The 20973-nt window shown below is 59.5% G+C and carries 18 protein-coding genes; 7 read left to right on the top strand and 11 right to left on the bottom strand.

All coding sequences use genetic code 11. The features are described from left to right. Positions 1-284 precede the first annotated feature (284 nt). The 4 genes from ahpC to secA all read right to left on the bottom strand — a co-directional run bounded on the left by ahpC (position 285) and on the right by secA (position 6133). Positions 285-848, bottom strand: coding sequence for an alkyl hydroperoxide reductase subunit C (gene ahpC / locus NA637_RS08130; protein ID WP_046162591.1), 564 nt, complete (start codon positions 846-848; stop codon positions 285-287). A gap of 184 nt (positions 849-1032) precedes the next feature. Beyond that, a complete protein-coding gene (locus tag NA637_RS08125) occupies positions 1033-1986 on the bottom strand; it encodes a Nudix family hydrolase (RefSeq protein WP_256071794.1) in 954 nt (317 codons plus the stop codon). A 78-nt stretch (positions 1987-2064) separates the two neighbouring features. Next, complete coding sequence (gene argJ, locus NA637_RS08120; protein ID WP_256071793.1) at positions 2065-3282, bottom strand: bifunctional glutamate N-acetyltransferase/amino-acid acetyltransferase ArgJ; 1218 nt, start codon at positions 3280-3282, stop codon at positions 2065-2067. 112 nt (positions 3283-3394) lie between these two features. Continuing rightward, positions 3395-6133 (bottom strand): preprotein translocase subunit SecA, encoded by a 2739-nt coding sequence (gene secA / locus NA637_RS08115; protein ID WP_256071792.1) that lies wholly within the window; start codon positions 6131-6133, stop codon positions 3395-3397. A 239-nt stretch (positions 6134-6372) separates the two neighbouring features. On the opposite strand from secA, the gene NA637_RS08110 reads away from it, so the two are divergent. The 4 genes from NA637_RS08110 to NA637_RS08095 all read left to right on the top strand — a co-directional run bounded on the left by NA637_RS08110 (position 6373) and on the right by NA637_RS08095 (position 8167). Further along, complete coding sequence (locus tag NA637_RS08110) at positions 6373-6834, top strand: DciA family protein (RefSeq protein ID WP_256071791.1); 462 nt, start codon at positions 6373-6375, stop codon at positions 6832-6834. 130 nt (positions 6835-6964) lie between these two features. Further along, the gene (locus NA637_RS08105; RefSeq protein WP_256071790.1) at positions 6965-7429 is read left to right on the top strand and encodes a multidrug transporter; all 465 of its coding nucleotides are present in this window, start codon (positions 6965-6967) and stop codon (positions 7427-7429) included. A gap of 97 nt (positions 7430-7526) precedes the next feature. Continuing rightward, the gene (locus NA637_RS08100; protein ID WP_256071789.1) at positions 7527-7790 is read left to right on the top strand and encodes a YebG family protein; all 264 of its coding nucleotides are present in this window, start codon (positions 7527-7529) and stop codon (positions 7788-7790) included. Between the two features lie 107 nt (positions 7791-7897). Further along, positions 7898-8167 carry a DUF3509 domain-containing protein gene (locus NA637_RS08095; protein ID WP_256071788.1) on the top strand — a complete coding sequence of 90 codons (270 nt, stop codon included), beginning with the start codon at positions 7898-7900 and terminating at the stop codon, positions 8165-8167. Positions 8168-8315: 148 nt separating this feature from the next. Here NA637_RS08095 and NA637_RS08090 read toward each other — a convergent pair whose 3' ends face one another. From NA637_RS08090 to NA637_RS08075, 4 genes are all read right to left on the bottom strand, one after another. After that, positions 8316-10937: a LuxR C-terminal-related transcriptional regulator gene (locus NA637_RS08090; RefSeq protein WP_256071787.1), complete on the bottom strand. Its 2622-nt coding sequence runs from the start codon at positions 10935-10937 to the stop codon at positions 8316-8318. Between the two features lie 956 nt (positions 10938-11893). Next, complete coding sequence (locus NA637_RS08085) at positions 11894-13255, bottom strand: DUF1329 domain-containing protein (RefSeq protein ID WP_256071786.1); 1362 nt, start codon at positions 13253-13255, stop codon at positions 11894-11896. 97 nt (positions 13256-13352) lie between these two features. Beyond that, on the bottom strand, positions 13353-15164 hold the full coding sequence (locus NA637_RS08080) for a DUF1302 domain-containing protein (protein ID WP_256071785.1): 1812 nt from the start codon (positions 15162-15164) through the stop codon (positions 13353-13355). Positions 15165-15750: 586 nt separating this feature from the next. After that, complete coding sequence (locus NA637_RS08075) at positions 15751-16308, bottom strand: hypoxanthine-guanine phosphoribosyltransferase (protein ID WP_256071784.1); 558 nt, start codon at positions 16306-16308, stop codon at positions 15751-15753. A gap of 175 nt (positions 16309-16483) precedes the next feature. Between NA637_RS08075 and upp the strand changes: the two genes are divergently transcribed. The 3 genes from upp to NA637_RS08060 all read left to right on the top strand — a co-directional run bounded on the left by upp (position 16484) and on the right by NA637_RS08060 (position 18797). Continuing rightward, positions 16484-17122 carry a uracil phosphoribosyltransferase gene (gene upp / locus NA637_RS08070; RefSeq protein ID WP_256071783.1) on the top strand — a complete coding sequence of 213 codons (639 nt, stop codon included), beginning with the start codon at positions 16484-16486 and terminating at the stop codon, positions 17120-17122. A 1-nt stretch (position 17123) separates the two neighbouring features. After that, positions 17124-18386: a uracil-xanthine permease family protein gene (locus NA637_RS08065; RefSeq protein WP_256071782.1), complete on the top strand. Its 1263-nt coding sequence runs from the start codon at positions 17124-17126 to the stop codon at positions 18384-18386. 93 nt (positions 18387-18479) lie between these two features. After that, positions 18480-18797 (top strand): YkgJ family cysteine cluster protein, encoded by a 318-nt coding sequence (locus tag NA637_RS08060; RefSeq protein ID WP_256071781.1) that lies wholly within the window; start codon positions 18480-18482, stop codon positions 18795-18797. A 31-nt stretch (positions 18798-18828) separates the two neighbouring features. Here NA637_RS08060 and NA637_RS08055 read toward each other — a convergent pair whose 3' ends face one another. From NA637_RS08055 to NA637_RS08045, 3 genes are all read right to left on the bottom strand, one after another. Further along, positions 18829-19347: an acyloxyacyl hydrolase gene (locus NA637_RS08055; protein ID WP_256071780.1), complete on the bottom strand. Its 519-nt coding sequence runs from the start codon at positions 19345-19347 to the stop codon at positions 18829-18831. Positions 19348-19432: 85 nt separating this feature from the next. Then, on the bottom strand, positions 19433-20224 hold the full coding sequence (gene murI / locus NA637_RS08050; RefSeq protein ID WP_256071779.1) for a glutamate racemase: 792 nt from the start codon (positions 20222-20224) through the stop codon (positions 19433-19435). Continuing rightward, complete coding sequence (locus NA637_RS08045; protein ID WP_256071778.1) at positions 20217-20972, bottom strand: molybdopterin-synthase adenylyltransferase MoeB; 756 nt, start codon at positions 20970-20972, stop codon at positions 20217-20219. Before NA637_RS08045 ends, murI begins: the two co-directional genes overlap by 8 nt. Position 20973: the final 1 nt, after the last annotated feature.

Genomic DNA, 20973 nt, shown 5'->3' with positions numbered 1-20973 from the left:
CTTGTCGCTCAGGCTGGTGATGTCTTCCAGCAGGCTGAGCATTTCCTGGGATTTGGCGCCGTCATCGAGGGATGCAACGATCTCGAACGGCTGGGTGACCTTTTCCAGATAGGTTTTCAGTTGCGCTTTGAGATGGGCGTCCAACATGAGCAGCGTTCCCCTTCTTGCATAATTCAGGTAATAAAACGCCCGGACGGTTCACGCCCAGGCGTTCGAGTTCGGACAGCTGAATCGTCCGAAAGACAGCGTTGCAGGCGCTGCGACAAGCGCAGCGCCTATGGCTGTTAGATCTTGCCGACCAGATCCAGCGACGGGGCCAGAGTGGCTTCGCCTTCTTTCCACTTGGCCGGGCAGACTTCGCCCGGGTGAGCGGCAGTGTACTGAGCAGCTTTCAGCTTACGCAGCGTCTCGCTGACATCACGGGCGATTTCGTTGGAATGAATCTCAACGGTTTTGATCACGCCTTCCGGGTTGATCAGGAAGGTGCCGCGCAGCGCCAGACCCTCTTCTTCGATGTGTACGCCGAATGCACGGGTCAACTGGTGGGTCGGGTCGCCGATCAGCGGGAACTGAGCCTTGCCGACCGCAGGGGAAGTCTCGTGCCAGACCTTGTGGGAGAAGTGGGTATCGGTGGTGACGATGTACACCTCGGTACCGGCCTTCTGGAACTCGGCGTAGCTGTTGGCAGCGTCTTCGATCTCGGTCGGGCAGTTGAAGGTAAAGGCTGCCGGCATGAAGATCAGCACCGACCATTTGCCCTTGAGGGACTCTTCGGTGACTTCGATGAACTTGCCATTGTGGAAAGCGTTGACTTTGAATGGCTGGACTTGGGTATTGATCAGAGACATTTACTCACTCCTTTTGGGATTCAGAATTTAACGATATTCAAGGTAGCGCACGAACACAGATATCGTTAATTGATTGAGGAAATAGATTCGATAGAGTTTTTCTATCCAACCGCCATCAATATACAACGGTCCATACGACACCATCATTACCCGACAATTCAGGCGAGGGGCCGTACTCGAGCCGCTACCGCTCATGACCAGCAGGCCAGAAGGCCCGAATTCCCGCGACGCCCTGCGCACCGACCCGAGCAGCCCTCGCCCCATCACTCGGACCAAGGCCGCCCAGTAGGTACGCAGGCTGAGCGAAGCCTAGCAGCAGTTGGGCGGCGCATTGCCACCCCAAAGGTCTCGCTTCGGGGTGCGAGGCGGTATCAAGTATCGGCGAGAGCACAATGAAATCAACCCCCATCTGCTTGGCCAGATCCAACTCGGCCATATCGTGGCATGACGCGGCGAGCCATCGCTCCGGTTCTATGGGCCTGCCCGCGTCGGCGTACCTGCGCAGCTGCGAGGCCGTCAGATGCCAGCCGGCGTCCGGAAAATCATGGGCCCACTCCAGTGGCCCTTTAAGCATTACCTGCGCACGCCCGACACACACCTCCAGCACTTGAGCTGCCAGCGCCCGGTACCGAACGTCCGGCAGCGAGGGGCAGCGTAGCTGCAGCAGCCGAACCCCTGCATCCAACACGGACGCCACACCGCACAGCAGCTCCTGGGGCGCCAAGTTGTCCGGGGTAATCAGGTACGCCTTCGGCAGGCGAGCCGCAGCGATTATCGGCCGGTTCGCCGCCGGAAAGTCATAACGCGGCAGATCCTCCGCGGACACCCAAGCCAACGGCTGCCCCTCGGCCCCGTGCGGCTCGCCGTCAAACTCAAGCACTTCCCAGACGTCGAGGAGCACCCGCTTGTCCGAATAGTCATGGCGCACTTGAATCAGGGGCCTCGCAGCAATTACCGCAATGCCCAATTCTTCTGCCAGTTCCCGCGCGAGCGCAGCCTCTGCAGTCTCACCTTGCTCGACCTTGCCGCCGGGGAATTCCCATAACCCACCCTGGTGGCTGCCCAGGGGGCGCTTGGCGATCAGCACATGACCGTTGGCGCCACGGATCACGCCAGCAGCGACGTGGAGCCGTTTCATGTTCCGCCACCAAGCGGCGGTCCGCCCGTCGCCGGGACCTGCCGCAGCAGTTTATTCAGCATGCCGATTGCCAAGGGATCAGGTGCGGTATTCGGCATTGATCCGCACGTATTCATGAGAAAGGTCCGTGGTCCAGATCGTCTCGCTGCAATCACCGCGACCGAGCTCGATACGGATTTCGATTTCTTCCTCAGCCATGACCGCGGCGCCCTGCTCTTCCGTATAGCTCGGCGAACGTCCACCCTGGCTGGCGATACATATGGCGCCCAGATAGACATCGATCTTGCTCACGTCCAGCTCGGGAACGCCTGCACGACCCACTGCCGCCAGAATGCGCCCCCAGTTCGGATCGGAGGCGAACAGTGCTGTTTTGATCAGCGGCGAGTGCGCGACGGCATAACCAACGTCGAGGCACTCCTGATGGCTGCGGCCACCGTTGACCTGGACGGTGACGAACTTGGTGGCACCCTCGCCGTCACGAACGATGGACTGAGCCACGTCCATGCTGACATCGAAGACCGCCTGCCTGAGCTTGGTGAACAGCTCACCGGAGGCTGCAGTGATTTCAGCGACGTCAGCCTTGCCGGTAGCGATCAGCATGCAGCAGTCGTTGGTCGAGGTGTCGCCGTCGATGGTGATACGGTTGAACGACTTGTTGGCCGCATCCCGCAGCAGATCCTGCAATACGGGCTGAGCGACCTTCGCATCGGTAGCGATGTAGCCAAGCATGGTCGCCATGTTGGGACGGATCATGCCGGCACCTTTGGAAATACCGGTCACGGTAACCGTCACGCCAGCGTGCTCGAATTGACGGCTCGCGCCCTTGGGCAGCGTGTCTGTAGTCATGATGCCGGTGGCGGCTTCGGCCCAGTGATTTTCATCCAGGTCGGCCAGCGCTGCGGGAAGCGCCGCCTCGATCTTCTCAACTGGCAGCAACTCACCGATGACGCCGGTTGAAAACGGCAGGATTGCATCGGCGCTCACGCCAGCCAGCGCGGCCAGGCTGGCACAGCTGCGGATGGCTGCCTGCATGCCTGGCTCGCCAGTACCAGCGTTAGCGTTTCCTGTATTGGTCAGTAGGTAACGTACCGTTCCCTGAGCCCGCTGCTTCGCAAGAATGACCGGCGCTGCGCAAAAGGCATTGAGCGTGAAGACGCCAGCAACCGTTGAGCCCTCGGCGCAACGCATCACTACGACGTCCTTGCGGCCCGGTCGCTTGATGCCCGCCGAAGCGATGCCGAGCTCGAAACCGGGAACCGGGTGCAGTGTAGGCAGGGGACCAAGACCGACAGCCATTGATGCGCTCCTTCAGAAAGGATGGATGGCCTTCGGCCACCGAAAATCAGGGAGAAAAACGCCGCGAGCGGCTAGAGCCGGTCGCGGCGCGGGTCAACACAGAAGGGTCAGCTTACTGAACCTGTCCGTGGCAATGCTTGTACTTCTTTCCGGACCCGCAAGGGCATGGTTCGTTGCGCCCGATCTTTTGCTCGGTGCGCGTGGGGGCTGCAACTGCCGCTACCTCGCCCTCAGCCTCTGGAGCCTCCTGGTCTGCTTCCAGCGCCGAAACCTCGGCATGCTGAAACTGCATACGCTGCGCCAGCTCTTCAGCGTCGCGGCGCAAACGCCGCTCCTCCTCGACCGGGTCTTCGCGACGAACCTGCACATGGGACAGAACCCGGATGCTGTCGCGCTTGATGGACTCGAGCAGTTCCTGAAACAGTGTAAAGGACTCGCGCTTGTATTCCTGCTTCGGGTTTTTCTGAGCGTAGCCGCGCAGGTGGATACCATGACGCAGATGATCCATCGTCGACAGGTGATCCTTCCACAGATCGTCGAGTACGCGCAGGACAATCTGCTTCTCGAAAGAGCGCAGCGCCTCGGCGCCAGCCAATTCTTCTTTCTCGTTGTAAGCCGCTACCAGCGCCTCGAGGATGCGTTCGCGCAGCGTCTCCTCGTACAGCTTCTCGTCTTCATCGAGCCACTGCTGTACCGGTAGCCGCACGCCGAAGTCACTGTAGAGCACCGCTTCGAGCCCACTGATATCCCATTGCTCGGGCAGCGACTGCGGCGGAATGTGCTGATTGATGGCGTAATCGAGTGCCTCGCGGCGGAACTCGCTGATGGTCTCTCCGATTTCCTCGGCGGCCAGCAGACTGTTGCGCATGTGATAGATCACCTTGCGCTGCTCGTTGGCGACGTCGTCATATTCGAGCAATTGCTTACGCATGTCGAAGTTGCGGCCTTCGACTTTGCGCTGGGCCTTTTCGATGGCGTTGGTCACCATGCGATGCTCGATCGCCTCACCGGACTCCATGCCCAGTGCCTTCATGAAGTTCTTCACCCGATCCGAGGCGAAGATACGCATCAGACTGTCTTCCAGCGACAGGTAGAAGCGGCTCGAACCGGCGTCGCCCTGGCGCCCGGCGCGCCCACGCAGCTGGTTGTCGATACGGCGCGACTCGTGACGCTCGGATGCGATCACATGCAGGCCACCCGCCTCGAGTACGGCCTGATGACGCTTCTGCCAGTCGGACTTGATTTGCGCGACCTGATCATCCGTTGGGTTCTCCAGCGCCGCCACTTCAACTTCCCAGTTGCCGCCGAGCAGGATGTCGGTGCCTCGGCCTGCCATGTTGGTAGCGATGGTCACCGCACCCGGACGTCCCGCCTGCGCGATGATTTCCGCTTCTTTGTCGTGGTGCTTGGCATTTAGCACCTTGTGTTCGATGCCTTCGCTGACCAGCAGACGCGAGACATATTCGGATGTTTCGATGGTTGCAGTGCCCACCAGAACCGGACGACCATTGTTCTGGCAATCCTTGATGTCGGCGATGATTGCAGCAAACTTCTCTTCCTGGGTCAGGTAGACCAGGTCGTTGTAGTCCTTACGTGCCAGCGGCTTGTTGGTCGGGATCACCATTACCGGCAGGTTGTAGATCTGCATGAATTCGAACGCTTCTGTGTCCGCAGTACCGGTCATGCCCGATAGTTTTTTATACAGACGGAAGTAGTTCTGGAAGGTGGTCGAGGCAAGCGTCTGGCTTTCCGGCTGAATCGGCAGCCCTTCCTTGGCTTCGATGGCCTGATGCAGGCCCTCGGAAAGGCGACGACCTGGCATGGTCCGACCGGTGTGCTCGTCAATCAACAGCACCTGGTTGTTCTGCACGATGTATTCGACGTTGCGATGGAACAGCTTGTGCGCACGCAGGCTGGAATACACGTGGGTCAACAAGCCGAGGTTGTGGGCGGAATACAGGCTCTCGCCTTCGGCGAGCAGCCCTGCTTTGGTCAGCATTTCCTCGACGAATTGGTGACCCGACTCGTTCAATTCGACCTGACGCGTCTTCTCGTCGATCGAGAAATGACCCTCCTGGGTAACGACACCCTCTTCCTCTTCGATGTGCTGTTTGAGCAGAGGAATCAGCTGGTTGATTTGCTGATAGAGCTGGGAACTGTCTTCGGCCTGGCCGGAGATGATCAGTGGCGTACGGGCTTCATCGATAAGGATCGAGTCGACTTCGTCGATGACTGCGAAATTGAGTTCGCGCTGGTTCTTTTCTTCGAGGCTGAACGCCATGTTGTCGCGCAGGTAGTCGAAGCCGAACTCGTTGTTCGTACCGTAGGTAATATCGGCCGCGTACGCCGCACGCTTCTCTTGCGGCGGCTGGAAAGGCGTGACGATACCCACCGTCATGCCCAGGAACTCATACAGCGGACGCATCCAGTTGGCATCGCGACGCGCCAGGTAATCGTTCACCGTAACGACATGTACGCCTTTGCCCGCCAATGCGTTGAGGTATACGGCCAGGGTCGCAACCAGCGTCTTGCCTTCACCGGTACGCATCTCAGCAATCTTGCCTTCATGGAGCGTCATGCCGCCGATCAGCTGTACATCGAAGTGACGCATGCCCATCACACGCTTGCCTGCTTCGCGGCAGACGGCAAACGCTTCGGGAAGAATCTGGTCGAGGGTCTCGCCTTGGCCGAGGCGGGCCTTGAACGCTTCGGTCTTGCTCCGCAACTGCTCATCGGAGAGAGACAGCATCTGCTCTTCGAGCGCATTGACGGATTGAACCGCCTTGAGCATGCGCTTGACCTCACGCTCATTTTTGCTGCCAAAGAGCTTCTTCATTAAAGGCGCAAACATATCGACAAAGACTTCCATGCTGGGGATGGAGGCACGGCCGCAGGGCCACCACGGCTCCGTGCAAAGGGAGCATTCTACCCGGAAACGTTCGCGAGGAAAGGTGCCTGCTGCGCAGCCGAACCAGCCATTGGCGCCCGGCACCAGGCGATCCGGGCGCAGGTTTGGCGGGTCACAGCGCGAGCAGAAGGCTATTGCAGGGTTCTGCTAATATGTCGGCTCTTCATTTACGAGCGTCGACCATGTCGTTTCGCCCCTTGCCGGCCCGAGCCTCTGCGTCGCTGCTGCGCGAGACCAAACCGCTAAAAGCGCTGTTTGGCGAAGCCAAACGACTGGATCGACTACAGCAACTGGTCGACAGCCAGTTGCAACCCGCAGCACGAGAGTTCTGTCGTGTAGCCTCATGGCGCGAAGGCACACTGCTACTGATCGTGACCGACAGTCACTGGGCAACGCGACTGCGCTATCAGCAACGACGCTTGCAACGGCAGCTGCTGTGCCTGGAAGCGTTCAGCGGCCTGAGCCGTATTCAGTTCAAGATGCAGCCCCCCGAGACGCCGCGGCACAAGCCCGGGCCGGCGCCAGAACTGTCGGCGCGTGCAGCAGACAATATCCAGGAAACCGCTCGTGGCATTAACGACCCCAAGCTCAGGGCCGCGCTTGAGCGGCTCGCCCGCCATGCCCGCCCCGACAGGGATGCCTGACTAGCGCCGCAGGCACGACCACCTGCCTGGCCATTGGAAGTCGCACCCCCGTGCGAGCCAGCGTTAGGATGTCTGCCGAATCACGCTGAAAAGAGGTTTCAATGGTTAACTATTCGCGCGCCCCCTCACCATGCTGATCGGCGCGCTGCTGGTCGCAACCTGGCTGATCCTATTGATTCGGTACCCCCTTCGGGCGGTACCGATTTCGCTGGGAGCGCTGCTTGGCCTTGGCATCGTTGCGGCCTGGGTGATCTGGCAAGAACAACGGGAAGAGCAGCTGCTTGCTCAACTCCAGCTGCGGATGGCGTATGCACCGACCAGTTGCCCGGCCGGACAGCCGTTGCTCATCATTCTGGACAACCACAGCCCCAAGCCGATGCGCAACCTGAGTTGGGATGTAGCTGCCTATTCTCCCGGTTCCAGCCTTAATCTGGTGACCTCCAACTATGGCGCGCCGCAATACCGCGGCCCGGGAAACCTGCAACCTGGCCAACGCTGGCAATCCTGCGCTCCGCTACCACCGTTGCGCTCGGGCTACCGGAGCAGCAATCTGGAGTTTCGCGCCGAGCGGCTTCGAGGCCACTTCGTCAATTGAGCTGGACAGCCCGATACCCCGACGCTTTCCAAGCGTTGCCAGGCAACCTATACTGTATAGATAAACAGTAGCCCATTCATTTGAGCCGAGGTGGCAGATGGCCGTCGAAGTTGTGTACCGCAGCAGCCGGGACCTGGAGCGCTTGTTCATGGATAAAGCCGAAGCCGATCGTCACGACAAAATGCTCGAGCTGGCCGAAGCCCTGGCTGCGGCACTGCAGAAGGCTACGCCTTCGTTGAGCGAACAGCAGGCCGACGACATCGGCATCTTCATGGCCCGACACCGTGACCTGTTTGCGAAGGCCTTTAAAAACAATCCGGCGGCACTGGAGGAGCTGCCAGCTTGCGCCGCGCCATCTTGATGGATCTATGGCCCTGCGATGATCCGTCGCAGGGAACCCGTCCAGCGGGCGAAACTAGTTGACCGCCACCAGGTCCATTGGGGGCAGTCATCCAGTCAGGTACCGGCATGAACAGTCCTTTCCAGAAAATCAGCGATGTGTTTCAGCCAGACTACAGGGTCAATTTCAGCATTGAGAAACCTGACGGCAGCATTCTGCTGACTCTGACCGACGCCGCTGGCGTGGCGGTCAAGCGCTTCATCAGTTCCAGCCAATGGCGGGACCAGCAGCAGCTCGAACGCTTGATCACCAGCCTGAAGTTCAGCCTCGCCATCGAACGAGGCGGACAGAGCAGCTCTTATCGCCTGACCAAGCATTCGCACTCAGCGGCACAGTAACCGTCAACCCGATTGCCGGGAGGCGCTGTACCCGAAGCTCACCTTGCGACTAAACACGAATAATCGTTAGCTTCCCTCCGCCGGAGCAGTGCAGTTGGCGCCTGTCATGGTTCGCGGCAAGCATCTAGCCCTGCTTCCCTGACGAGGGTCACAGCCAGGCCAAAGCCTTGGCTCGTGCCACCGCCTGCGTACGTCTGGCCACCCCGAGCTTGGTATTGATTCGCCGGGCATGGGTCTTGACTGTATGCAGAGAAATAAACAGTTGCTCGGCAATCTCCCGGTTCGAACAGCCCTGCGCGATGAGACGCAGGACCGTGAGTTCGCGGTTGCTCAGGATGGCCTCATCGCCCGGGACAGCGCTCTGCTCAGACTCTCGCCCAAATTGCAGCAACCGATCACGCAAACTTTCTCCCTGCCCTGCAGGCAACTTCTTGGCAAGCCATTGCGGCTGGCGATGCTGCAACTCGTACAACGGCTTGACCAGGTGCTGCCTTGCCGCCTCACCGAGCGCCTTGCCTAGTTCCAGCTCCGCTTCGTCATGCTGGCCTTGCATTTGAAGCGCCTCGGCAAGTGTGAAGCGACACTCACAGGCCAGCCCCAACCGCTGCGACCGGAGGTTTTGCTCGATAAGTTCACGCAGCGTGTCGATGGCCAGCGCACCACGGGCGGACAGCAGGTCGATCACCGCAAGGTAGCGCTGAACCCGCGGCAGCAACTCGTAGAACCCGGAAGGTGCGATATAGGTGTGGCCATCGTAGAGTTCCAGCACCTGTATGAACACCGCCCTGGCCTTCTTCAACTGCCCCTGATGCAACCACGTCAGTCCGGTTATCAGCGGCAGAATGCCGCGGAAACGGGCCTCCGGCACGTGTCGCCACTGGGCCAACCGCTCGGCCTCTCGCAACCAATGGTAAGCCGTAGGAAATTCCTGATTGCGAGCCGCCAGCTCCGCCAGCCCGGCATAGCCGAAGAATACATATGAATCACCACAGGTTTGCGTCTCGACTCGACCTTGCTGATACGCCTCGCGGGCCGGCTCGTCGAGCCCCTGATAGGCCAGTAGATGGCCCCGTAGCAGGTTCAGCCGGCCGATGATCGGACTATGGCCGACACCGTCGCGCAGTACCATCAGAGACTCTTCGAGCACCCCAACGGCTCGCTCGAACTCGCCGGTAATTTCCAGCAGCTGGATTCGATCGATGCTCAGCAGCGCTTCATACAGCACGCTGCCCTTGAGCCGGGCAAGTTTCATGCCTTCGCTATTGTAATGTTGGGCCAACTCGAGCTGGCTTTCGGCTATCGCCTGCTGGGACAACGCCTGATAGCAGAGCACCCGTTGCGCCCAAGCGTGATCAGACAGGACCTGCAGAGCCTGAAGGCAGTAGTCCCTGGCCTCAGGCTCACCACGCAAACGCGCTAGAAAACCGCGCAACGCTTGCCACTGAGCAAGCAGCTGCGCCTGACGCCGGGCATCGGGTTGAGGAAAGAACTTGGCCAGATCGGCGAGGCAGTCATCGACTTCGTCTAACCGAGCAGAGATGATCAAAGCCCAGCCATGCAGCACAATCAGCCGGGTCGTGCTGTTGAACAAATCTCGCGGTAGTTCACTGCGCCATTTCATGAAATGCGAAACGTTGTCGCCGATGAGCAGCTGCTCCTGCCCGTAGCGCTGTAAGAAGTTGGCTGCGACTTCTGGCTGTCCTGCCCACAGCGCATGCTCCACGGCCTCACGCATTTCACCGCGATTGGCAAACCACTGACAGGCGCGCAGATGCGTCTGGGTGGGTGATGCTACCCCCGGCATGCGTTGCAAGATCAACGCTAGCGGCCGCCACAGGCGATACCATTCACCACAGTTGTCGGTCTGGCGAATGAACAGCTGGGACGTCTTGAGCACATCGAGAAGCTCGTTTCCTATGTCGTCGAGGACATGCTCACACAGCTGCGATGAAAAGCGCGGCATGCGCGCCAACGCGAACAGCGCGCGGCAGATCTCCTCACTCAACCCCTCAAGCACTTCGCGCTGCACATAATCGCGCAACAATGACGTACCGGCTATCAACCGCTCCCGAACTGCCTGCTCATCAGCATTTAATAACAGCAGACTGACACCGGCCAACCACCCCTCGCTGCCCGCCAATAACTGCTTGAATGTGTCATCGGCGAGCTCCATACGGCGTGCCTTGAGCAACAACCGCAGCTCGCCAGGCGCCAGTGCCAGCGCCTCGGCTTCCAGCTCGAACAAGTCACCTTGCAGCAATAGCCTGGGTAGCTTCCAAGCGGGTTGCCGACGACTGCTTACCCACCAACTGACGGATTCGGGTCCCCTTTCGATCAGAAAGTCGAGGCAGGCGTCAAACGGTGCGATGACCTCCCTCGGATAATCGTCCAACATGATCCAGAGCGGCCGCGCAAAATCATTCAGCAGATTGATGAGGTCTTGCTGAACATCCCCGCTTAGCGCAGTTGTACCGTTTAATACTTGGCGCAGCTGCGAATACAGCGATTCAGCAGAGAACGCCCTGCCACCGAGATCAAGCCAGACGAGATGTGTATCGGCTGGCACCATCCGTGCACACTCATTCATGAGTACGCTCTTGCCAAACCCGGCGGGCGCACAGATCAAACGCAGTCGACAACGGGCCTCGAGCAGCGCAACGACGAGTCGTGGCCTTGGTATATGCAATGGTGGAAGACGTGGAATAGTCGCAACTTGAACCTGCGCTGCGGCTTCTGTGCTGAGCGCACCAGGGTTGAAGCGTACGGACATAGCGAGGTTTCTCTTATTCGTATCAGTCCACTGAGGAATGCGATGGGCGCTACCATCCGATCCACTCCGGGGTCGAAATCAAACTATCGCGGCGCCATGCGCCGTAATAACCTGCACGATTGCAGCGCTTTTGTCGAATCGCTGCATTCGTTGCGAGCGCTTCAACGCCTTACGCTTGCAATGGCCAAAAGTATCATTGCCGCTACGCCAGCATCGAGCAGGAGGCGGGATTGCTCCCGCCGTCCTCTCCCACCCCCGTTTGTACGGTTCCGTATACGGTGGTTCCTGCCTACCGACCAACAGCCTCAGCGAGCTTGGTTCCGTTGATGTGTCTCCTGTGGTAGCTAAGCGCCCGGACCGGCTCGCGGGGCTTGCGCCCCAACCCCCTGATGGTCTCGACCGCCGTTCTTCGCAGGGTTTCTGCTTGATTCTCCGACAGCGATCACACCCGACTGTCCGCTCATGGCAGGTTCAGCCCTTCGTCACTCCGCTTTCGAACAACTACTACGGCCTCGGCTGACTGCTGTTCAACCATCCCGTCAGCTCACGGCAGCGCTAGCAGATGGCAGATGGCAGGCTGAACAGATCTCCCCGGGGTAATTCGCGCGCTTCCTGGTTATGCCTGGCGGATCTAGGTCGTAGCGTTCCGTGCAACTATCGGGCTTTGTGATCGTTGCCACCTTACCCCGCTACGCCGCCTCTACCCGCTTCCTGTTCGGCTAGGCAACCCCGTCGAGCCAGCATTATGCCTTCGGCTTGCTGCAGATTCACAGTCACCCGCGACACCCTTGCCGTTCAGCTAGCGCTTCCCCTTGCCGGCTGTGTAGAGCACGTTCACCCGCAGATCACCAGCTTGACCACCACAGCCAAGCCAGTTGCGCCTACGCGCCATGCCTGGCGCACCAACAAATAAGGCGGCCAGTCGGCCGCCTTATTCACCTTGAAATACTAGCTGATCAACGTACACCGGCGTTACGCAGCGCAGCCGGAGTGAAATCCCGGGCCGATGCCTTGTAACCGAACTCGTGCGCTTTCTCTTCGTTGCTCATGCCGATCGCGATGTAACGACCAGAGATCACGTCGTAGAGCGCCTCAAAGGCATAGGCCGGTGCCTGATGCTGGTAATACTGAAGCAGGTGCGCCTCACCGACACGCCAGAGCTGCCCGCGGCCGTCATAAAGCTCGGACTGCACGATCTGCCAGGTATCTTCGTCCACGAAGAAACGGCGCTTGGCATAGATATTGCGCTCCCCATCTTTAAGGTTGGCTTCGATCTCCCAGACGCGGTGCAACTCATAACGTGCCAGGTCCTGGTTAACGTGTCCAGCCTTGATAATGTCGCTGTACTTCACATCGCTGGAGTTGATGTCAAAGCTGTTATAGGGGATATACAGCTCCTTCTTGCCGACCAGCTGCCAGTCATAACGGTCAGGCGCGCCACTGAACATGTCGAAGTTATCGGTGGTACGCATGCCATCTGCGGCAGTACCGGGGCCGTCATAGGCGACCTGCGGGGCACGACGTACGCGACGCTGACCGGCGTTGTAGATCCAGGCCTGGCGCGGCTCTTTCACCTGATCCAGCGAATCGTGCACCAGCAAGACGTTACCGGCGAGACGCGATGGAGCCGTCACCCGCTGCTTGAAGAACAACAGCGCGTTCTTCGCGCGCTCCGGGTCCAGATCCGTCATGTCGCTGGGAAACGCCACTTCGTCTTCGAAGTGCACCAGGGTGTAGCTGCCATTCGTTTGCGGAGTGGCTTGCACGATATCGCGGCGTACGTTGCCACCACGATACCGGGTGATATGGTTCCAAACGACTTCCAGACCGTTCTTCGGGATGGGGAAGGCGTAGTAGCGACTGTCGGAAAAATTGGCGATACCGTTACCGCCATCCACCAACTCGGTATTCAAAGCGCTTTTTTTGGCTGCTTCGTAGATGCGGTCCGGCACTGCTGCAGTGCGATGTGTCGGAAACACGCGAATCTTGTAGGTGTCTGGATAACGCTTGAACATCGCCTGCTGGCCTGCGGTCAGCTTGTCTTTGTACTGGTCGACGTTCTGCGCAGTGATGACGAACTCGGGCTGTTCGTTTTTGAAAGGATTGGTCAGATGCCCGTCATCCAGCGGTGCGGCATCGGTGGACAGACCACCTGTCCAGGCAGGAATAGTTCCTTCGGCATTACCCGCCTTCTCGGCACCGAGTGGGGTCAAGGTATTGTCGAGCTTTGCCGCTTCCTCTGGAGAAACTGCAGCCATCACGCTGCTTGCCAGCACCGAGAAGGCCAAGACACCGAATAATTTTTTTGTTGCTTTCATACGCTTCCAGTTCCTCTTAATTGTTTTGGCCGGAGGCCTTGCATAACGCTAGACGCGTGGCGGAGCACCCCGCAGATCGACAAATAAAGCGGCCTCTTTAGAAGTTCACGCCCACGCTGAATGCGAGGAAGTCACGATCGGTCAGCGTGTTGTAGTCGCCATCGAAGAAATCGGTGTAAGACAGGCTGGCCGTGTAGGTGTTCTGGTACTCGGCGTCGACACCGATGCTGACGGCCTTGGAGTCTTCGACGAACAGGTTGTTCGGGCCGTAGCCGTCGACGTCATGCGAGAACGACAGGTTTGGCGTCAGGTTCACACCGGCAAAGACGTTGCTGTAGTTGGCCAGGGCGCGCAGACGGTAACCCCAGGAGTCGGCAGTGACGAAGCCGTCGTCTCCGTATGCCGCAAGCTGAACAGGGTCGTCGACGCTGCCATAGATCGAATCGCGGCCATAACGCATTTCATCCTTGCTTTCCAACCCGCCCACATGGGCGTAACCGACTTCGCCTATGACAGTCACCCGATCCGCGCCGAGCACCTGATCGAAGAAGTGCGTGAAGGTCGTCTGGATCTGCGTGATTTCCTTGCGGTTGTAACCGCGATTGTCGGCACCGGGCGAGGTCTGCACCGGTGAAGCCACTCCGCCTGCGATGGGATTCAGCATGGCCCGGGTCAGGTCATAGGTGTTGATCTGCACCGGAGCGTTGGGCCGGTAGCTAATCTCCCCTGACCACGCGGTACCCGTGGGCAAGGTGGTCGAGAAGCTTGCGCCATACAGACGGATGTCTTCCGGGTACTCGAGGTAGTAACTGCCGTTGCCCAGGGCGGCGCTTTGCAAGATGCCACCGGCCAGGCTGGTCGGCATCCCTGCACCTGCCAGGACCCCACCGATCGCTGCTGCATCCGCCAGCGAGATGTTGCTGGTGGTGGTACTGACTACCGGCGTGCGGCTGTGGTAGTTCATGAAATAGACGCCATATTCGGCCGCGTCAGCCAGCCAACGAAACGCCACACCGAATTGACCGGAATCCCTGGCATCGCGGTCCCCACTGCGAGGCGTGATCACGCCCTCGGAGGTCACATCGAAACCCACCCCCGCGGCGGCTGCGAACGGCTCCAGCGGAAGGATTGCGGCATTACCAATAGCGTAGTTGTCATCACATCCATCAGCCACGACATCGTTTCCGAAGAACGTGCCGCAGTTGTCGACGATCGTCTGGTCCCATTCCAGCTGGTAGAAGGCTTCCATGCTGAGCTGGTCGGTCAGGCTCTGCGATAGGTAGAGCATATTGACCGGAATCAGGCCTTCCTTGATCTCAGCGCCGGGGCGACGGAACGCGGCCGCATCCAGCGGGTTGATCGAGTTGATCGAGTTACCGATAAAGGTACTTTCACCCCAGCTGACCACCTGCTTGCCAACCCGGACGGTGCCCGGCAGGTCAACCAAGTAGTAGTTGTGGTAGAGGAAAGCATCGAGAATCTGAGCGCCGGACGACTGAGCCGCTTCCTTGCGGTTGCTGTCGCTGATTTCCTTGAATAGACGATGCTCGTCCTTCAGTTCGAAGTCATACCAGTATTTGCCGCGAATAAAGGCACCGCTATCGCCATAGCGCAGTTCCAGGTCGTGAATACCTTTGAAAATCTTGGAGAAGGTCTCGCCCTTCTTGAAGTTCAGCCGATTGTCGTCGCCAGTCTGCGTGTATCCGGTACCGCCATTATTGATACCTACCAAATCCATATCGCGGTCCGTCATCGACCAGCTGGCGCCGATCGACATCGCCGAGTCAAACTGCCCCTCCACTTCCCCAATATTGAAGGTAACGGCATAAGCCGGTGATGCAATGCCCAACGCGACCGCGAGGGCCAGAATCTTGGGCTGGAAGATTCCGTGCCTTGTTGTTTTTGTCATGAGGCGCTCCTGGTTGGTTCGAAGTACGCACACCCTAACCACACGAAGGCAGTGGGTTAAGCGCACTAAGGTTTGATTTGCTTTGTCATACTTAAGTATGAATAGCCTTACCGGTACTGGCTTGCAACCGGATAGGCGCCAGCGTTGCGGAAGACCTTCGACGAAGCTATCGGAGAGCTTAGCCGCCAGTCAAAGAGACGCAACCCGCTGAATAGAGCAGTTGCGATGCTGTTCGCGAAAATTTAGGCGGCGCTGAGCGCAACTGGTCGTCGTTTACTCGAACAATTGAGCCCGGCACAGGCCCAGGCACCCTCCGCCGCGACGGGCAAACACGCAGCGATGCGCAAGAGCGTTACCGAAGCGCAACGCGTGGGGCGAAACGAAACAGCCGGAAGGGAATGGAACGCCAAGGCTGACAGAGACCAGAACCGCTGCCGAGGCGCGCTACGACAGGGCGAGACAGCCTGTCGGGAGGACAGCCTTCAGATCGGGCCGAGAAAGACCACCGTCCATTTATTTATCGCCATCCCGAAGCCGCGATCCGGACGTCTAGAGATACGCGACTTTGGTGCCAGCGGATAACTCGTTACATGCCGTTAACAGCAAAAATGCCAGGCGCGTTCCGCCAGTAACCCTTGTAGTCCATGCCATAGCCGAACACGTAGCGATCGACGCAGCTGAGCCCAACATAATCAGCCTTAAGGTCCGGTCGCGCCTTGCGCTGATGATCCTTATCGACCAGCACCGCAGTGTGCACAGCGGCAGCACCGGCATGCCGGCAAAAATCAATCATTGCGCCGAGCGTGTGCCCTTCGTCGAGGATGTCATCGATAATCAGCACATCACGGTCGATGAACGAGATTTCTGGCTTGGCTTTCCAGAACAGCTCGCCTCCGCTGGTTTCGTTGCGATAACGCGTCGCATGAAGGTAGGACAGCTCCAGCGGGAAATCCAGCTTGGTCACCAGCTTGCCGGAGAAAATCAGCCCCCCGTTCATCACGCAGAACACCACAGGGTTTCGGTCGGCCAGTTCAGCATTGATTTTCACGGCCACCGCGTCGATTGCCGCTTCGACCTCGGCGTCGGAATACAGGCAGTCGGCTTCAGCCATGATCTGGCGGACGTGTGCGAGATCGACGGACATGGCGATGCTCCAAGGCAGTTGAAAGATGAAGCAGCTCGATCGGCCACCTTCAAATCAAGGGGCGCGACGATACCGATGCAGCCAGGCACAGGGCAAGCCCTCTCGGACACATCAATAGCCGCCAACACCCTGATGCATTAATCTACGCCGGTTTATTCGACCGCCGGAGCCACGCATGACCACTCGAGAGATCCGCCACCCGCTTATTCGCCACAAACTTGGGTTGATGCGCCGCGCCGATATCAGTACCAAGAATTTTCGCGAACTGGCGCAGGAGGTTGGCTCGATCCTGACGTACGAAGCGACTCGCGACCTGCCGCTGGAAAACTACAGCATCGACGGCTGGTGCGGCCCGGTCCAGGTTGAAAAGATCTCCGGCAAGAAAATCACCGTTGTGCCGATTCTCCGAGCAGGTATCGGCATGCTCGACGGCGTACTCAGCCTGATACCAGGCGCCAAGGTCAGCGCGGTCGGCATTGCACGCAATGAGGAAACGCTGCAGGCGCACACTTACCTAGAGCGCCTCGTCGATGAGCTCGACCAGCGCCTGGCGATGATCATCGATCCGATGCTGGCAACCGGCGGATCGATGGTTGCAGCAATCGACATGCTGAAAAAGGCCGGGTGCAAGGAAATCCGCGCACTGGTTCTGGTGGCTGCACCGGAAGGCATAGAGGCCGTGGAAAAGGCCCATCCGGACGTCACCATCTACACCGCCTCCATTGATGACCGTCTGGACGAGAACGGCTACATCGTGCCCGGCCTGGGCGATGCCGGAGACAAGATATTCGGCACCAAGCAGAAGGACATCTGAGATGCCGCAACTCATGGAAGAACCGCTCGGACGCCAGGTGCTGGCCGGCGCGCAGATGCTGTTCGTGGCGTTCGGCGCGCTGGTGCTGATGCCGCTGATTACCGGGATGGACCCCAACGTCGCGCTGTTCACCGCCGGTATCGGCACCCTTCTGTTTCAACTGATCACCAAACGCCAGGTACCCGTATTCCTGGCGTCGAGTTTCGCTTTCATCGCGCCAATCATCGCCGCCAAGGGTGACTTCGGCCTGCCAGCGGTGCTTGGCGGCGTGGTCGCGGCCGGCATCGTGTACATGTTTCTCGGCGTTGCGGTGCGCCTGAAAGGCCCTGGATTCATCGACCGGCTACTACCTCCCGTAGTGATCGCACCGGTGATTATCTCCATCGGTCTCGCCCTGTCGCCCGTCGCGGTAAATATGGCCATGGGCAAAGCCGGTGACGGTAGCGCTCAGCTGGTGCCCTACGCCACGGCCATGATGATCTCAATGCCCGCTTTGCTGACCACCCTGCTGGTGGCTGTACTCGGCAAAGGGCTATTCCGGCTGGTGCCAATCCTGGCTGGCGTCGCTGTGGGCTATGGTCTGTCGTTCGCGTTTGGTGTCGTGGATACCAGCGGAATCGCGGCAGCACCTTGGTTGGCGGTGCCGAACTTCGTCACACCGGAATTCCACTGGGGCGCAATTTTGTTCATGGTCCCGGTCGCGCTGGCACCCGCTATCGAGCACATCGGCGGCGTGGTGGCGATTGGTGGCGTGACGGGTAACAACTTCATCAAGAAACCCGGCCTGCACCGCACGCTCCTGGGTGACGGCCTGGCGACTTCGGCAGCGGGTCTGTTCGGCGGCCCGCCTAACACCACGTATGCGGAAGTGACCGGCGCGGTGATGCTCACCAAGAACTACAACCCGAAAGTCATGACCTGGGCGGCGGGCTTCGCCATTGCCCTGGCTTTCATCGGGAAATTTGGAGCTGGGCTGCTGAGCATGCCGGTGCCAGTCATGGGCGGCATCCTCTGCCTGCTGTTCGGCTCGATCGCGGTGGTTGGCCTGAGCACACTGATTCGCCATCAGGTGGACCTGGCCGAAGCGCGCAACCTCATCATCGTCTCAGTGACGCTGGTGTTCGGCATCGGCGGTATGGCGTTCGGCTATGGGGAATTCAGCCTGTCCGGTATCTCGCTATGCGCCATCATCGCGCTGTTACTCAACCTGATGCTACCCGGCGGTGAAGGCTGGAAAAACAAGCAAATCGAAGAAAACAGCTAGCCTGTTGCGCCAGCACGACCGTGCTGGCTTTTACCTTCTCAGCGCCATTAGCGGCATGCAGCTATCCCGACGCAAGACGCGTAGACTGCCGCCATGACTCAATCTGCCATTCCCCACCGCCAGTTGCCCGACGATACGGTCAGTTGCAGCAGCTGCGCCGCGTGCTGTTGTCGCCTCGAAGTACTGCTGCTGACCGACACCGGCGTCCCGGAACGCTTCATCGATGAAGACGACTGGGGCGGCCAAGTGATGCGCCGCCTCGACGACGGGTGGTGCGTAGCGCTCGACCGGGACAGCATGCGCTGTACCATCTACGCACAGCGGCCGCTTATCTGTCGGGAGTACGAGCTGGGCTCGGATGACTGCCTGGACGAGCGCAAGGGCTCGGTAAACGTGTATATCGACGGCTGACGACAGCGCCATCAGCCTCCAAGCTCAGCGATCAGAACGAGACTCGGTAATGCACTGCATAGCTCTCGATACCATCGTTGGGATCCTTGATGCCGGCGTTGGAATAATGGATGGCTCGCACGCCAACCTCCTGTCCGCCGGCAAAGCGCAGGCCGGCCCCCAAGCGGTCCTCGAACTGAAAAGACGAGCCCAGGTCGTTGTTTTCCACTTCGGTATTCTCGAACGCTGCGATGCCGATACCCGCTTCGAGATAAGGCGTCACTGACCCTCCGTTGAATTCATAGACGAAGACCGGTGCGAGCGAAATGCTGTGATTGCTAGAGGTCTCGTCGCCTTCCCAGTAGGTGTAGCCTGCATCCCAGTAGCCCGTTAGCCGACCCACGCTGGTCTGGAACCAACTACGGTTGAAGTCGAATTGCGCGCCCAGCCGATAGGTCGTCGTCGACTCGCCGGTGCGGCCAACTGCAGCAGTCAGATCCAATGCATGGACGGCAGCCACCTGCCCCAGAGAAATAACCGTAACTGCGGCGAGGGAGATCAGTTTTTTCATACAGAATGTCCTTACTGGAACGTTGGTGTCGCTTGTCTTTGCTAAGTATCACATAGTTACAGAGGCCGGCCAGCACGGGGAGTCCCTAAACAGAACAGTATGAAACTGTACCGTTTTCACCCCAAAGTACCGGTAGAACGCGGGCCAATCGCCGGGGATCGCCACTGCTCCAGAAGCGCACGATGGCTTTACCGTCGCTTAGCTGGCCGCTGGCTGCCAGCAAGGTCTCGAGATGCCGCGCGACCGCGGCACCTGTATCGACCAGAGCGATCTCAGGGGGCAGCATCTCGCGCAGCAGCGGCTTTACGAAAGGATAGTGGGTACAGCCGAGAATCAGCGTATCGCAGCCCTGCTCGATCAATGGCTGAACCAGGCTCTCAAGCAGCGCTCGGGTGCCTGCCGTAGCAAGCTCCCCGGCTTCAATACGCTCGACAAGCCCAGGGCATGGCTGCGTGATGACGCGCACGTCGCTGGCGAAACGGTCGAGCAGCGCTGCAAATTTAGCGCTCGTCAAGGTGCCCGTCGTGGCCAGCACGCCCACCACCCCACTGCGGGTTGCCCGGGCGGCCGGTTTGACGGCGGGCTCCATCCCAATCAATGGCAGCTGCGGATACTGCTCACGCAAGTCCGCCACCCCTGCGGCCGTTGCGGTATTGCAGGCCAGCACCAGCGCTTTGGCGCCTTGCTCAAGCAAAAACCCAGCGATGGCCCGGCAGCGCTCGCGGATGAACGCCGGGCTTTTTTCGCCGTAGGGGACGTGACCGCTGTCCGCTACATACAGCAACGACTCATGAGGCAGGCGGGCACGAATCTCCCGGAGCACCGACAGCCCGCCCACACCAGAATCGAAAACGCCTATCGGCCCGTTATCAGACACGGCCGCGTCCGCAGACTGCGCAGGCGGGGTCGCGCTTGACCTTCAGCTCGCGGAAACGACTGGACAGTGCATCCACCAACAGCAGGCGGCCAATCAAAGGCTCACCGAAACCGACCAGCAACTTGATTGCCTCAAGTGCCTGCAGGCTACCTACCATGCCGACGACAGGCCCGAGCACGCCCGCCTCGCTGCACGTCAGCTCAGCCTCAGTGCCATGGCCATAGAGGCAGTGATAGCAGGGGCTGGACTCGACCCGAGGGTCAAACACCGATAGCTGCCCTTCGAGCCGAATGGCCGCGCCGCTCACCAGCGGTTTCACGGCCGCTACACACGCTGCGTTCACAGCCTCACGAACTGCAAAATTGTCCGTGCAATCGAGCACCAGGTCGACTCCTGCCACAGCGGCACCAAGCGTGTCGGCATCCATCGCGGCGCGGTGCGGCACCAGCCTGACCAATGGGTTGAGTGCAGACAGCCGAGCCATTGCCGAGTCCACCTTGTGCACCCCCACCGATGGCGTGTCGTGAGCAATCTGCCGTTGCAGATTGGTCAGATCGAGCCGATCGAAGTCTGCCAGATGCAGTTCGCCAATCCCGGCCGCGGCGAGATACAACGCGACCGGAGAGCCCAGCCCGCCAAGCCCGACGATCAGCACACGGCTCTGCTTAAGCTTGAGCTGGCCTTCGATATCAACCTGTCTCAGCAAGATCTGTCGGCTGTAACGCAGCAGCTCGTCATCGCTCAGCATG

This window comes from Stutzerimonas stutzeri (assembly GCF_024448935.1).
Classification (GTDB): Bacteria; Pseudomonadota; Gammaproteobacteria; order Pseudomonadales; family Pseudomonadaceae; genus Stutzerimonas; species Stutzerimonas stutzeri_AO.
Note: the sequence above shows the minus strand (reverse complement) of the source record. Positions and strands in the feature narration are given on the sequence as shown.